The sequence below is a fragment of the Paenibacillus sp. FSL L8-0644 genome (genome assembly GCF_038008165.1).
Classification (GTDB): Bacteria; Bacillota; Bacilli; order Paenibacillales; family Paenibacillaceae; genus Paenibacillus; species Paenibacillus polymyxa_D.
Map to the genome: position 1 here is coordinate 4374120 of NZ_JBBOYN010000001.1, position 13035 is coordinate 4387154.

General features: G+C 46.7%; 14 protein-coding genes and 1 riboswitch. Of the genes, 4 read left to right on the plus strand and 10 right to left on the minus strand.

The window, feature by feature from the left end; translation table 11 throughout:
- Nucleotides 1-29: 29 nt before the first annotated feature.
- Entirely contained in the window at nt 30-1604 is a 1575-nt protein-coding gene (locus NSS94_RS19875) for a sigma-70 family RNA polymerase sigma factor (RefSeq protein ID WP_340933093.1), read from the minus strand.
- A 94-nt stretch (nt 1605-1698) separates the two neighbouring features.
- On the minus strand, nt 1699-2064 hold the full coding sequence (locus NSS94_RS19880; protein WP_165148504.1) for a hypothetical protein: 366 nt from the start codon (nt 2062-2064) through the stop codon (nt 1699-1701).
- Nucleotides 2065-2325: 261 nt separating this feature from the next.
- Here NSS94_RS19880 and NSS94_RS19885 point away from each other — a divergent pair, with 261 nt between their 5' ends.
- The gene (locus NSS94_RS19885; protein ID WP_029518226.1) at nt 2326-2526 is read left to right on the plus strand and encodes a hypothetical protein; all 201 of its coding nucleotides are present in this window, start codon (nt 2326-2328) and stop codon (nt 2524-2526) included.
- A 149-nt stretch (nt 2527-2675) separates the two neighbouring features.
- Here the strand turns inward: NSS94_RS19885 and NSS94_RS19890 are convergent, their stop codons facing one another.
- Nucleotides 2676-3035 (minus strand): HesB/IscA family protein, encoded by a 360-nt coding sequence (locus NSS94_RS19890; protein ID WP_013311832.1) that lies wholly within the window; start codon nt 3033-3035, stop codon nt 2676-2678.
- A gap of 371 nt (nt 3036-3406) precedes the next feature.
- Here NSS94_RS19890 and mqnE point away from each other — a divergent pair, with 371 nt between their 5' ends.
- The gene (gene mqnE / locus NSS94_RS19895; RefSeq protein ID WP_029518225.1) at nt 3407-4513 is read left to right on the plus strand and encodes an aminofutalosine synthase MqnE; all 1107 of its coding nucleotides are present in this window, start codon (nt 3407-3409) and stop codon (nt 4511-4513) included.
- A 204-nt stretch (nt 4514-4717) separates the two neighbouring features.
- The gene (locus NSS94_RS19900; RefSeq protein WP_029518224.1) at nt 4718-5785 is read left to right on the plus strand and encodes an NAD(P)/FAD-dependent oxidoreductase; all 1068 of its coding nucleotides are present in this window, start codon (nt 4718-4720) and stop codon (nt 5783-5785) included.
- An 84-nt stretch (nt 5786-5869) separates the two neighbouring features.
- Here the strand turns inward: NSS94_RS19900 and NSS94_RS19905 are convergent, their stop codons facing one another.
- Entirely contained in the window at nt 5870-6127 is a 258-nt protein-coding gene (locus NSS94_RS19905) for a YuzB family protein (RefSeq protein ID WP_341039973.1), read from the minus strand.
- 87 nt (nt 6128-6214) lie between these two features.
- Here NSS94_RS19905 and NSS94_RS19910 point away from each other — a divergent pair, with 87 nt between their 5' ends.
- Nucleotides 6215-6460: a NifU family protein gene (locus tag NSS94_RS19910; protein WP_013311836.1), complete on the plus strand. Its 246-nt coding sequence runs from the start codon at nt 6215-6217 to the stop codon at nt 6458-6460.
- Between the two features lie 91 nt (nt 6461-6551).
- On the opposite strand, the gene NSS94_RS19915 is transcribed toward NSS94_RS19910, so the two are convergent.
- From NSS94_RS19915 to NSS94_RS19940, 6 genes are all read right to left on the minus strand, one after another.
- Nucleotides 6552-7316: an SDR family oxidoreductase gene (locus tag NSS94_RS19915; protein WP_029518222.1), complete on the minus strand. Its 765-nt coding sequence runs from the start codon at nt 7314-7316 to the stop codon at nt 6552-6554.
- 142 nt (nt 7317-7458) lie between these two features.
- Nucleotides 7459-8301 (minus strand): MetQ/NlpA family ABC transporter substrate-binding protein, encoded by an 843-nt coding sequence (locus tag NSS94_RS19920; RefSeq protein ID WP_029518221.1) that lies wholly within the window; start codon nt 8299-8301, stop codon nt 7459-7461.
- A 74-nt stretch (nt 8302-8375) separates the two neighbouring features.
- A complete protein-coding gene (locus NSS94_RS19925; protein WP_069012611.1) occupies nt 8376-9044 on the minus strand; it encodes a methionine ABC transporter permease in 669 nt (222 codons plus the stop codon).
- A complete protein-coding gene (locus NSS94_RS19930; protein ID WP_029518220.1) occupies nt 9041-10063 on the minus strand; it encodes a methionine ABC transporter ATP-binding protein in 1023 nt (340 codons plus the stop codon). Before NSS94_RS19930 ends, NSS94_RS19925 begins: the two co-directional genes overlap by 4 nt.
- A 136-nt stretch (nt 10064-10199) precedes the next feature.
- Nucleotides 10200-10339: riboswitch (SAM riboswitch) on the minus strand.
- 125 nt (nt 10340-10464) lie between these two features.
- The gene (locus NSS94_RS19935) at nt 10465-11190 is read right to left on the minus strand and encodes a Cthe_2314 family HEPN domain-containing protein (protein WP_029518219.1); all 726 of its coding nucleotides are present in this window, start codon (nt 11188-11190) and stop codon (nt 10465-10467) included.
- A 51-nt stretch (nt 11191-11241) separates the two neighbouring features.
- Nucleotides 11242-13008: a UbiD family decarboxylase gene (locus NSS94_RS19940; protein ID WP_341039976.1), complete on the minus strand. Its 1767-nt coding sequence runs from the start codon at nt 13006-13008 to the stop codon at nt 11242-11244.
- Nucleotides 13009-13035: the final 27 nt, after the last annotated feature.

The following is a 13035-nucleotide window of genomic DNA, read 5'->3' on the forward strand; positions in this document are numbered from 1 at the left end:
TAGGAGAATATACTGATGATAGCTATCCTTCAATGTCGGATCAAACCTCCAGCTACATCATCCCAGCGCCAAGAAACCTCATGTCCATGGAGATGCAGCCCCCCAAACCACTCATCGATCCCTTGAACTGCAATGCGGTCCGCTGATCCATTCAGTACCTCTTTACCCAACTCTGTCAGAATTACCTTTCGGTTCAGAAAATCCGGAATTTGTCTGAAATCCAAGCCCGCCTCAATCCCGTCAATGATCAGCAAAGGATGTTCGCCTTGCGCCAAAGCACGAATAAATTTCCAGTATTCGAGATCACCCATGCCAAGCACATGCAGAACGTCAGTTACCTGACGAAACAATTCCAATGCCGTATTCACTTCATTATGAACGGCCTGAAGCGTGGTCTGTTCCACAATGCCAAGACCATTCTGCTCCGAGGGCAGCCGCTTGAGATGCGCTGTGAAAGCTTCATAGGCAAAAGTCAGGCCGGATGCTGCCAATTCTGTCTTCTTGTTTTCCAGCAGATTAGCCATTTGTACAGGATCAGGAGAAGCATACGCCTGCCAAAGCTCGCTTCCGAGTTCCATTTCTTGCCGCCCAATAGTCCGCCAGGTACCGGATAATGTCTGAAGCTGTGCCGGAGTGAGCTGTCCCAAGCCATGAAAGCGTTCGATTCCCGGAAACTCCCCAATGCAGAGCAGGCTCAGCTTCGTGCGGCCCAGTTTCTGTCTTTTGAACCAGTGGAGCAGATAGGCGAGCATGCTCTGATCAAACAGGTCATGCTCAAACCACAATACGACTTCATCATACTTAATAAACTCACGAAGTTTCTGCTCCTGTTCCTCACAACCCGTAATATATTCGCTGGTCGGAATACCCATCGATTCTTCTAGGACCCTGGCCCGCAATGCCCGTTCTTCCGCCCCCGCTGGATTTAAAAATATCGGTCCTGCCGGATATACCTCTCTCCATACAAGCACATCACCCTGTACAACACCCTGCTTCAACATCTCGCCTACAACATCACCGTTAACAATATGTAGCATGTTTTGCCCTCCCTCATACAAATGATTGAACACAGAAACGAGATCAGCTACCGGGAGTGTACCTTTCAGCTTTCGGCGAGCATCGTGCAACCGCTTCTTAAGCGTCGGGACCGGAGTGCCCAGATAATCGGAAATTTCCTGAAGAGAATAGCCGTAAAAATAAAACAGCCGCAGAGGCACGCGCAGCTTGGCAGACAGTGCCTTCACCGATTGTTGCAGAACTTGGCTCTCCTCCCTACGCTCCGCAATTTCTGCTACACCCGGTACTCCTCCCGATATCTGCATAGCCTCATCCAGAGGAAGCATCGAATGATGCTTGCGCCGCAGCATTCGCTGGCACTGTCTTACGACAATGGTCTTGAACCAGCCTGGAAAAGCGGACGCGTTCTGCAGCTTCTCCAGATTCTGATAAGCTTCTATGAGCGCATCCTGCACGGCATCTTCCGCGAGATGAACATCCTTCAGCATGTCATAGGACACCGCATAGGCCATCCCGCGAAAATGCAGCATTAGCTGCCCGAACGCTTCTTCATCCCCCTGCCGTGCCTTTTCAACCCACTCCTTCATACATCCCTAGCCTCTTTTCTCTCGTGTTCTTAGTCTTAAGTGCCAACTCCGTGGAGGAAGGTTACAAATCAGCTAGTTTCTCAACAGAAATATATCATCCTTTATTTTTTACGAGGTTAAGTTCAATATGACTTCGACCATGTAGCCATAGCAGTTCGTCCAGTAAAAACGTCAATCCATCCTTACTACGCAAACGCTCGATCAGTTCTGTAACGACTTCCATAATCCCACGCTGTACATTCTTCGCTAGTTGGAGGCCCCCACTTTCCCCATCCACATAAAGATGTGGATGGTCCGGTTGTTCTACCTTTCTTACATGTCGCAGACACAGTATCCCATGTTCAAGATAAAAGAAATAACTACGATCATACAGAACTCCCTCAAATAATTCATACATATGAGGATCATCATCAAGTCCATATGTCATGGTAGCCATTTTTAAACTAACTGGATTGCTCATATATTCTTTCACTCCCTCAGAATTCAAATTGTAAGTTCCTATACTGAAATTCTAGTGAAGTAAAACTCTAATTAAAATAATGTGAATTTTTTATTTGATAAGTCCTGAATGTTTGTATGCAATACTGTAATTTATGTATAAGAAGTCGTTCATTGAATACATTCGCAATATGGTATATATACCAAGTTAACTTCTATTTTGTTAATGAGGTACTTATACTATATGTTTTGAATTCTTATAATCAAATTGGAGAGTGATACAATGAATTTTATAAAATCTATTTATACAAAACAAAACGTAAATAGCTCAGTACTCTTTTTTGCATTTTTAGTTTTATATAGTGTTTTTTCTAAGATTGAAATTAAACCCGTAGCTCTTTTGCTTTTTACAGTTGCATTTGCCTTTTTTAATGCCCTGAGTAAATTTGTCCAATCCACACGTAGTGATAATGATCCTAAGTAAGTAATCTCTACATATTAAAAAAGACCTCCAGGACGAATATAGTACGTGACTATACCGTTCTGGAGGTCTTGATTTACATTTTCGAATTGTTAACACCCCATCATGCAGGTTTGCAGACAATTCATTTCATTGTACCCTTTTAAACTACCTTAACAAGGCTCTTCGTTCGGTTTCCCGGCATCCGTAGCCGTACGGAAGCTTGAACCACAGCCGCATGTAGCTACAGCATTCGGGTTATGAATCGTGAAGCCGCCTGACATTCCAGACTCTTCAAAGTCGATTTCCAGACCGTCCAGGTAGCGGATGCTTTCCTTTTCCACTACAATCTTCATATCCTGTACGTTCATATATATATCCTGATCCGTCTCGTTGTCGTCAAAGCCCATTGCATACGAGAATCCGGTGCAACCACCTGGCGTAACACCCAGACGTAAAAACATATTCGGCGTTTCCTGCTGCTCCAGCATATCCTTCAAACGCTCAGCAGCGGAATCGGTGATGTTAATCATAGCTCCATCCTCCTCTTTTACTTCATGTTCTCCTTCAGTATACTCCACTATTTGCAGGTGCTCAAGTCATGGAATGTCCTTCCCTTACAGGCTTCAAGACCTGTTTTTCTATTCGTTTGTATTGAACACCGGTGGTGTGAGGTTTATAATAGGTGAAGAGTGTGTAAAAGAAACTGTCGGAAATTTGTCATTTCAAAGGCGATATTTTGAGATATTCATCATTGTAGCCTGGCATTGTAACATTTTTCACATATCGTATATCCGCGCTGCCGGATTTTACCGACGGAACGGGACATCCTGTGCGCATCAAGCGCTTGTGCCGCTGATTTGGCGGACAGCCTCGCACAGAGCAACTTGAAGGAGGAATAGGCATGTCCACATTAGTTACACCTTTTACAGACCGCAGAATGGCGGAAATTGTAGAAAAGGTACAGAACGGGATTCGTTTGAACCTCGAAGATGGTATATATTTGTATGAAACTGACGATATCCTCACACTGGGTCAGTTGGCTAACGAAGCTAATTTACGCAAGAACGGAAAAAAGGTTTATTTTATCGAAAACATGAGCCTGTACTTCACCAATGTATGCGAAGCGCGCTGCGCGTTCTGCAATTTCCGCAAGGATCAGGGGGAGGACGGCTCTTATACGTTGTCCGGGCAGGAAATGATTGATTATGTAGAGCAACACATCCATCCGGGGGTAAGAGAATTTCATATCGTCGGTGGTCATAATAATCATGTGCCTTTCCAATACTATGTAGACTCATTGAAGGCGCTGAATGAAAAATATCCCCACGTTACACTGAAAGCCTACACAGCAGCGGAAATTGACTTTTTCACACGCATAAGCGGCTTGAGTATTAAAGAAGTGCTTGAGGAGCTGCAAAAGGCTGGACTTCAATCCCTGACTGGTGGTGGCGCAGAAATCTTGTCCGACGAATATCGCAAGAAGATGCGTGTTACCAAAGCCAACGTGGACCGCTATCTCGAAGTACATCGCACGGCCCACAATCTCGGCATGAAAACTCATACGACTATGCTGTACGGTTCGGTCGAATCGTATCAGGATCGTATTGAACATATGCTGCAAATTCGCGAATTGCAGGACGAAACGAACGGATTTATGGTATTTATTCCACTGTCCATGCAGCCGAAAAGCAAAAACGCCAACATTATGCGTCGTAACTCCGCTTACGAAGATCTCAAAACCATTGCGATCAGCCGCCTGATGCTGGACAATATCGACCATGTCAAAGCTTACTTCATTAATATTGGCCCGCAATTGACGCAGGTCGCTCTCACCTTTGGCGCATCAGACGTCCATGGCACGATTGTGCGCGAGCAGATCAGCCATGCCGCAGGTGCGTTGACCCCTGCCGGATTGACCCGTAAAGAGCTGATCTGGCTGGTCAAAGGTGCAGGACGCATACCTGTAGAACGAGACACCTTCTATAACGAAATTGAAGTTTTCGAATAAATGTAATATCGGATTCAGATTTCCCGCGAGCATATCATCCCCATTACTCACATCATGCAGCATCATGCTGCCCCGGAATACGCTGGTCTGTCTGCCACAGGCAGGCCCGATTCTCGGGTTTTATAACAACAAAAACTTGTGTTAGATCGACGAGACACCAGACCATTTGCCGGGGACACGGTAGCGAAAGGAAGGCGGATTTTGATGAAAAATTTCGTTATTCTGGGGGGCGGCTATGGCGGCCTTACCATTGCCAAAGAATTGCTGGATAAACACATTCCCGACGATGTTCAAGTTATTTTAGTGGATCGAATGCCCTTTCAGGGCTTGAAAACAGAGTACTATGCCCTCGCAGCAGGTACGGTTTCTGATTTTGATTTGCGGGTGCATTTTCCAGATGAGCAACGTCTTATTCGCAAATACGGAGAGGTCACCTCGATGGATCTGGAGAATAAAATGGTCCATTTTCAAGACGGTGAACCCTTGCCCTATGATCAGCTTGTCATTGCGTTGGGTTGTACCGACCGCTTTCACAATACACCGGGGGCTGAAGAACACAGCTGTACGATCCAGTCGTTTAACCATACCCGCCAAACCTATCTGCGCTTGAACGAAATCAAGCCATATGGACATGTCCATATTGTAGGCGGCGGTCTTAGCGGTGTTGAGATTGCAGCGGAGTTACGTGAAAGCCGCACGGATTTGAATATTACCATTATGGATCGGGGCGAGCGGGTGCTGTCAGCATTCCCGCAACGTTTGTCTGCCTATGTACATGCTTGGTTCAAGGAGCATCAGGTTAATGCCCTGAACCATGTTGCGGTTTCTCGTATTGAGCCGGGGGCTATTTATAACCGTGACGAGCAAATTGTAACGGATGCAGTGGTATGGACGGCCGGGATTCAGCCAGTAAAAATCGTGCAGGATTTAGCTGTCCCTAAAGACCCTCAGGGTCGTATCGTGCTCAACGATTACTACCAAATACCAGATCATCCAGAGGTATATGTGGTCGGAGACTGTGCGAGCCTTCCCTACTCTCCAAGCGCTCAGGCAGCAGAGGTGCAAGGGGAACAAATCGCACATATTGTACGTGATCTATGGAAAGGTCAAACGCCTCACCCGCATCCTTTAAAGCTGCGCGGTACATTAGGCGCACTTGGCAAGAAGGCCGGGTTCGGCTATGGCTTTATGGGCAGCACTTCATTGCGCGGCCGTGTACCACGCCTGCTTAAAAGCGGTGTGCTCTGGAAGTCCAAACGCCATTTTGGCTGATCATGCTAAACAAACAAAGAAGACCCGCTCCCAAAGCAGGTCTTCTTTGTATATTGCGTGTATGGGCTAACAGAGCATTATATTTCAATCCAAGTCTAGGTTATCCCATGCTTCAGCTTCCTTAATTTTGTTCATAATCACTTCGTACAGAAGCTCTGCTGAATCTGCGGATACAATCTCACCATTGACCATCGCATAGGGTTCCGCGTTACACTGACCGCAATTGCTTAGGCAGCCGTATTCAATCACATCATAATCTGGATTCTGTTCCAGCTTGGACATGATTTCATCAGTGCCCCAATGCATATTACTGGTGCAAAACTCAATAATAGTTCTTAACATTTTTTCACCTGCTTTGGATGACGGGCATTTTAATTTGGCCCGCTTTGTAATATAATAATAAAGGTATAGGAAAGGAGTTGAATTCTAATGAGCGAAACACAAAGCGTTCAAATGTATGATGAAGTAGCAGATGTACTGGATAAGCTCCGTCCGTTCCTGCAACGCGATGGCGGCGACGTTGAGCTGGTTGACGTAGAAGACGGCATCGTTAAGCTGAAGCTGGTAGGCGCTTGCGGCAGTTGCCCAAGTTCCACAATCACGCTGAAAGCAGGGATTGAACGCGCTCTTCTCGAAGAAGTCGACGGCGTCCAAGAAGTGGTACAAGTATTCTAATGCTTGATGCATAAGATCATGAGAGTCTTGACTTCGGTAACGAAGCTCAAGACTCTTTTTTGTGTTACAGCGTCTGAGGGATCACTCAAGCTTATATGGTTGGCCGAATGGGGTCCAATCCTCCCGATACATCCATAATATTGCCTGTTATAAAATCCGAATGCTCCTCACACAAATAGGCGATCACTCGCGCAATGTCCTCTCCGCTCCCCGGACGCCCACGCGGTGTCTCTTTATCCTGCATGCCGATGACATCGGCGATTGACATTTCCTTATTTGCTCCTCGAATATCCCCTGGACAGATCATATTGACCGTGATGCCATAAGGAGCCTCCTCCACAGCCAGTGACTTCGTAAAAGATACCAGCCCCACCTTGGCGGCTGCGTAGACGGCGCGATGCGGCCAAGCCCTCGCTTCTCCAGCATGACCAAAGCCAAAATGAATAATACGTCCCCATTGCTGGCTACGCATGTGAGGCAATACCAAATGATCCAGCAACATGGTACCGACCAGATTCCCTTGTATCATGGTATGAATCTCAGCTACACTGTAATCCGCAAACAGGCGGCGTTCCCGGATGAACGGTCCAGCATTGTTCACCATAATATCGACTCCGCCTAGCCGATCCTGGACTTCACCAATCAGCCTCGTGATATCTTTCTGAACAGTGATATCCCCTTGTAAAGACAGGCAGCGTACTCCCTTAGACTCAATCACCCGCTTAAGCGCTTCGGCTTCTGCTTGGCTATGCACATAATTCAGCGCAATATTACAGCCTTCATTCGCCAGACGCAGAGCGGTCGTTTTACCTAAACCTTTGGCACTACCCGTTATGAATGCGACTTTATCTCTCAACAATTTTCCTCCTGTTCACAGAGAACGGTCACCCCCAAGTATAAAATATTTAAGCTTCCCCTACAACTCTATCCAAAAGAAACCCCAGTCCTCTTGTTCAAGAGAATCTGGGGTTTGCGTGCAATGTGTTCTCGTTCCCTACTTAAAATGCCGGGATAATTGCGCCTTGGTATTTATCTTCAATGAATTTTTTAGTTTCTGGGGATTGCAAAGCTTTAAGCAGCTTCTGAATCGCTTCAGAATCTTTATTATCAGGACGAGCTACCAGAACGTTAGCATATGGAGAATCTTTATCTTCCAGTGCCAGTGCATCCTTCGTCGGGTTCAGCTTAGCTTCCAGAGCGTAGTTCGTGTTGATCAACGCAATGTCCACTTCAGGCAACTGACGTGGCAGCATAGCCGCTTCCAGCTCCTTGAATTTCAGGTTTTTCTTGTTTTCAGTAATATCTTTTACCGTAGCTTCAATGTTGCTTGCGTCTTTCAGCTTGATCAGACCTTGTTTTTCCAACAACAACAATGCACGGCCTCCGTTTGTTGCATCGTTCGGAATGGCTACCGTTGCGCCATCTGGGAGTTCATCAAGCTTTTTATATTTTTGGGAGTAGATGCCGAAAGGCTCCAGGTGAACCGCGCCCACAGAAACCAAATTCATTTTGCGCTCTTTGTTCATAACATTCAAGTAAGGTACATGTTGATAGAAGTTAGCATCCAACTGCTTGTCAAACAATTGAACGTTCGGCTGTACATAGTCGTTAAACTGAACGACTTGAAGACGAACCCCTTCTTTTTCCAACTGAGGTTTGATTGCTTCCAAAATTTCCGCATGCGGCACAGGAGAAGCTCCAACTTTCAGCTCCACTTCACGTGGTGATCCGCCTGTATTTTCGGCCGCATTATTTGTATCCGATGTTGTGCTCTTTGTGCCGCAAGCAGCCAGCACCGCAATTAATGTCAAGCTTAATACAGCCAATACCCATTTCTTCATGTTATTACCCCTCCAATAATTTGTAATATTCAGGAGCAGACGTCCTGATCAATAAGGATATCTATATGTTTTCCCTATTTTCGAGTATAATGCCGCACGAGACGGTCTCCCGCCATTTGCAGCAATTGAACCAATACGACCATCAGCACGACCGCAACGATCATTACAGCCGTTTCATAACGATAATAGCCGTAGTTGATAGCCAGTGTACCCAGTCCACCGCCCCCGATCATCCCGGACATTGCCGTGTAGGATACGAGTGTAACGACGGTAATGGTTAATGCGGCTAGCAGTCCCGGAAGTGCCTCACGTAACAGCACACGCCGGATAATTTGTCCTGTCGAGGCCCCCATTGCTTGTGCGGCTTCAATGACACCCTTGTCCACTTCACGCAGAGACGTTTCGACAAGACGTGCGAAGAATGGGGCAGCCCCGATAACCAATGGTGGGATGGTTCCCAACACCCCGGTCGAGGTACCTACCAGCGATCGTGTAAAAGGAATAAGTGCAACGATCAAAATGATAAATGGCACGGAACGTAAAATGTTAACGATGAATGATAATACAATGTATATCACCTTCATCAGAGTCAACGAGGAGCGGCTCGCCAGAAACAATAATATGCCGAGCGGCAAACCAATAATGAGGGTGAACAATGCGGATGCACCGAGCATCTGAAGGGTTTCCATAGTAGAATTCCCTAGCTCTTCCCAACTCACTTGTGAAAAATCAAGTTCGCTCATTGTCCGATCACCTCCACATCAAGTCCTTGCCCAGACACTTCGCGCAGCGTATGCTCTATATCCTCATGATTTCCTTCAAAACGAACGATTAGCTGACCATAGGGTACATTTTTAATCGTAGATATGGTTCCCTGCAAGATCGCAAAATCAACCCCAGTGCTTCGAGCCGTACGCGACAGAATCGCATCATATGTTTTGCTGCCCAAAAAGGAGATACGCACCACCTGTGCCGACTCGCCCTCACCTGCTGCCGCAATCGCTGCTTGCAACTCCTCGGGATGTTCTGACTCCCGCTGGATAAAGTCCTTGGTTACCTGGTGCTGTGGCTTCAAAAATACTTCCGCCACCGGACCTTGCTCCACGATGTCACCCTGATGAATGACGCCAACTTTATCACAGATGCTTTGAATGACATGCATTTCATGTGTAATCAGCACGATGGTTAAATTAAATCGCTGATTAATATCCAGCAGCAATTTCAGGATAGACCCCGTCGTCTGCGGATCAAGCGCAGAAGTCGCTTCGTCACACAGCAATACATGAGGATCACTAGCCAACGCCCGCGCAATTCCTACCCGCTGTTTCTGTCCACCTGAGAGCTGTGACGGATATTTTCCACTGTGCTCTTCGAGACCCACCAGTTCCAGCAGTTCACGGACCTTCTGGTCCAACTTCTGCTTGGGCGTGTTTACCAGCCGCAACGGAAATGCAATATTGTCATATACCGTCGCCGAAGACAACAAATTAAAATGCTGAAAAATCATTCCGATTTTTCGGCGCTGCATTTGTAACTGGGATTGACTCACAGTAGTGAGGTTTACCCCGTCTACCCATACTTCACCTGAAGTAGGGCGTTCCAATAAATTAATACAGCGGATCAATGTACTTTTCCCTGCCCCGGAGTGACCAATCACTCCGAATATTTCTCCACGCTTTATAGAAAGATTCAACCCAGACAGCGCATTTACGCGTCGGTTGCCTTTGCCATAATGCTTGGTTAACTGCTTAAGCTCTATCAACGTGCTGCGACCCCCTTCACTTCTTCCTTACCCTTTTTACCAGTTGTCATCTCTCAGGATTGTATAAAATCGCTATTTATTTATACAAAAAAGAGCCCCTTTCACAGAATGAAAAGGGCCCCACCTTGCGATCCTTTTCTCATCTGCCAAAATCGCTATAACTCTAGCGGTTTTGTAGGAATTAGCACCATCATGTTCCCTCCCAGTGTATTACACCGGGAAAAAACGGGTTGCCGGGCTTCATCGGGCCAGTCCCTCCACCTCTCTGGATAAGAAAAATATGTTAAACTCCAGCTTTAGCTGTCCGTTAAGTTTATATAAAAAAACATAATTCAAGCATTTTTCTGAAACTAGGTTTCAGTATAGATAGTTTACATTGCTTTGTCAAAGGATATTTTCTATCATATTTTTGGGCGTACTGCCCGGTTCTTCCATTGTTTCGCAGTATAAGTAAAGGCGATTGACAACGACCGACACACCATTTCCAAGCCCTGCTGCAAATCTTCCAAATGGTGATCAAGGTCCTCCAGTTGGATTTTTCCATACAAAGCTCGGTGTCGTTGCCAGAGATCATCCTGCATTTCTGTATTCATATAGTGTATCTCCGTATTTCGCCGCTTACGCAGCCGATTGATCGCATCGTTGTATGTATCCTTGATATCATATAAATTATCGGTCAATACAGGATGCATTTTGAGATACTTGAGCTGCCGCAACACGGTAAAATACGAATAATGCGCCTTATACTGTCCTGTTTTTAAATCATACAGATCATTCAGCCAGTTGCCCAGCTTATCCAGAATGGAAAATACCCTCACAAACCCATCTTTATAAAAGAAAACATACAATGCATAGTCGGATTTTTCATCCTCACTCATATCTTCAGCATATCCGGCTTTCACTTTCATACGGAAAAAGGCGGCAGCATGATGGCTCTGCTCCAGTTCATCCAGAGATGACATTAGACCGCGTGTCAAAATATCCGCCTTCCGAAAATCGTGGGTCGGATCTCCACCAGCCTGAATTTGCCGTTCCAGCAGGTTCAACATATCTGACATGCTATTCATGGCATCTAGCAGGATGCCCTTGTTCACACGCGGCGGCTCACCCAGTAGCTTGCGTATCATGCTTACGCCTCCTTATAAATATAAAATCCGGCTGTAGGTTTAATTAGGGCGTCAAGCGAAATAACTTGTCCATCGTTGATCTACAAGCTTAACAATATCCCCACGCGGTAACACCTCATCCGGATACCCCGGCTTCATACGCGCATCCACTACAATCGGCAGCTTATAGTTCAGATGATGCAAACGCACTTCGCTGTCCGCGTACATATCCGTAGCCGGGTTAAAGCGAGTGAATACCGTCCACAGGAACGAGGCTTGAGAGCGAACGACTTCCTTGGCATCGTCCACAATGAAAACGAGCGGCCACTCTTGCTCACCCGCAGCTAATCGCTCCAATACACGCGCAGCGAGTTCAGGCTCCTGCTCAAAGGAAGAGCCGGACACAACGAGGCACCCTCCGCAATAGGGCTCAATTTCACGAATGCCCGGCAGATCGCCTCCCTCATAAGCACGAGGCAATTCACGTACAGGCTCACCTATTCCCATCAGGATCGCCTTACTGCCATGATTCAGCTTGCGGCCTGTGTAATCGAGTGTATCGTGTGACGTGTGATTGAAAATAAATAAATCCCTTGCTGGATTAAATCGCTCCAGAATGGTTTCTAACAGCAGGTTAAAGTCAGATAAATCAATGACTCGATCTGTCAGCATCAGGAACTTGGTCAATGACAATTGACCTTGACCCAAAATGGTAAAACCGGATACAAGCGCTTCACGGGAGTAGCTTTCACGTACGACTGCCGCTGCCAGCGCATGTACGCCCGTTTCCGCATACGCCCACAGGGACTTGACGGAAGGCATCACAAGCGGATAGGCAGGCGACAGCAGACGTTGCAAAAACTCACCGAGGTAGTAGTCTTCTTGCCGAGGCTTACCTACAATGGTTGCCGGATAAATGGCATCCTTGCGGTGATGCATATGTTTGACATGAAATACAGGGAAATCATGCTGTAATGAATAATATCCAAAATGATCGCCAAACGGGCCTTCCGGACGGCGTTCATGAGGTGGCACATAACCGCTGATTGCAAATTCTGCTTCTGCTGGAATCCGATGACCCCCAAGCGGGTCCTCTGTCATGGGCAGCTTGCCTCCCATAATAAGCGAAGCCAGCAACAGCTCAGGCAAGTTTTCCGGTGCTGGAGCAATGGCAGACGCAATCAGAGCAGGCGGGCCACCGATGATAATCGTCGTAGGCAACGGCTCATTACGCAGCTCCGCTTCATGATAATGGAAACCGCCGCCTTTATGAATTTGCCAGTGAATGCCCGTCGTCTGATCATCATAAATCTGAATGCGGTACATCCCCAGATTATGATCCTTGGGCTGACCTGGCTTCTCGGTATACACGAGTGGAAGGGTAATAAACGGTCCTCCATCCTCATGCCAACTGGTCACTTTAGGCAGTGGTGCCAGCGGAGCCTCTGTACGGCGAACTCCCAATACAGGAGCCTCGCTATGAGATACTGTTTTTAGGCCTACTTTTAGCATGTCCTTAATCAGGCCACGTTCATTCCACAATGCTTTGGGTGTAGGTGGAAACAATGTTTTGGTTGCTCCTACAATCGCATCCATCAGTTGCTCTGGGCGCGGGCCAAAAGCCATGTCCACACGGCGATTCGTGCCAAACAGATTACTGGCTACAGGAAACGGAGTTCCTTTTACATTCGTGAACAGCAGTGCCGGCCCTTCTTCCTCAATGACTCTTCGATGAATCTCAGCCAGCTCCAAGTAAGGATCGACAGGTGCCTCTATAATTTTAAGATGATTTTCTTTACGCAGTGCTTCAATAAATTGGCGCAAATTCTGGTAGATCAACTGGACGATTCCTCCTAAGCAAATCAA

Excerpts from the sequence above, each read along its gene's own strand:
- NSS94_RS19875 (WP_340933093.1), bottom strand. The coding sequence starts at position 1,604 with ATGAAGGAGTGGGTTGAAAAGGCACGGCAGGGGGATGAAGAAGCGTTC.
- NSS94_RS19880 (WP_165148504.1), bottom strand. The coding sequence starts at position 2,064 with ATGAGCAATCCAGTTAGTTTAAAAATGGCTACCATGACATATGGACTT.
- NSS94_RS19885 (WP_029518226.1), top strand. The coding sequence starts at position 2,326 with ATGAATTTTATAAAATCTATTTATACAAAACAAAACGTAAATAGCTCA.
- NSS94_RS19890 (WP_013311832.1), bottom strand. The coding sequence starts at position 3,035 with ATGATTAACATCACCGATTCCGCTGCTGAGCGTTTGAAGGATATGCTG.
- mqnE (WP_029518225.1), top strand. The coding sequence starts at position 3,407 with ATGTCCACATTAGTTACACCTTTTACAGACCGCAGAATGGCGGAAATT.
- NSS94_RS19900 (WP_029518224.1), top strand. The coding sequence starts at position 4,718 with ATGAAAAATTTCGTTATTCTGGGGGGCGGCTATGGCGGCCTTACCATT.
- NSS94_RS19905 (WP_341039973.1), bottom strand. The coding sequence starts at position 6,127 with ATGTTAAGAACTATTATTGAGTTTTGCACCAGTAATATGCATTGGGGC.
- NSS94_RS19910 (WP_013311836.1), top strand. The coding sequence starts at position 6,215 with ATGAGCGAAACACAAAGCGTTCAAATGTATGATGAAGTAGCAGATGTA.
- NSS94_RS19920 (WP_029518221.1), bottom strand. The coding sequence starts at position 8,301 with ATGAAGAAATGGGTATTGGCTGTATTAAGCTTGACATTAATTGCGGTG.
- NSS94_RS19925 (WP_069012611.1), bottom strand. The coding sequence starts at position 9,044 with ATGAGCGAACTTGATTTTTCACAAGTGAGTTGGGAAGAGCTAGGGAAT.
- NSS94_RS19935 (WP_029518219.1), bottom strand. The coding sequence starts at position 11,190 with ATGATACGCAAGCTACTGGGTGAGCCGCCGCGTGTGAACAAGGGCATC.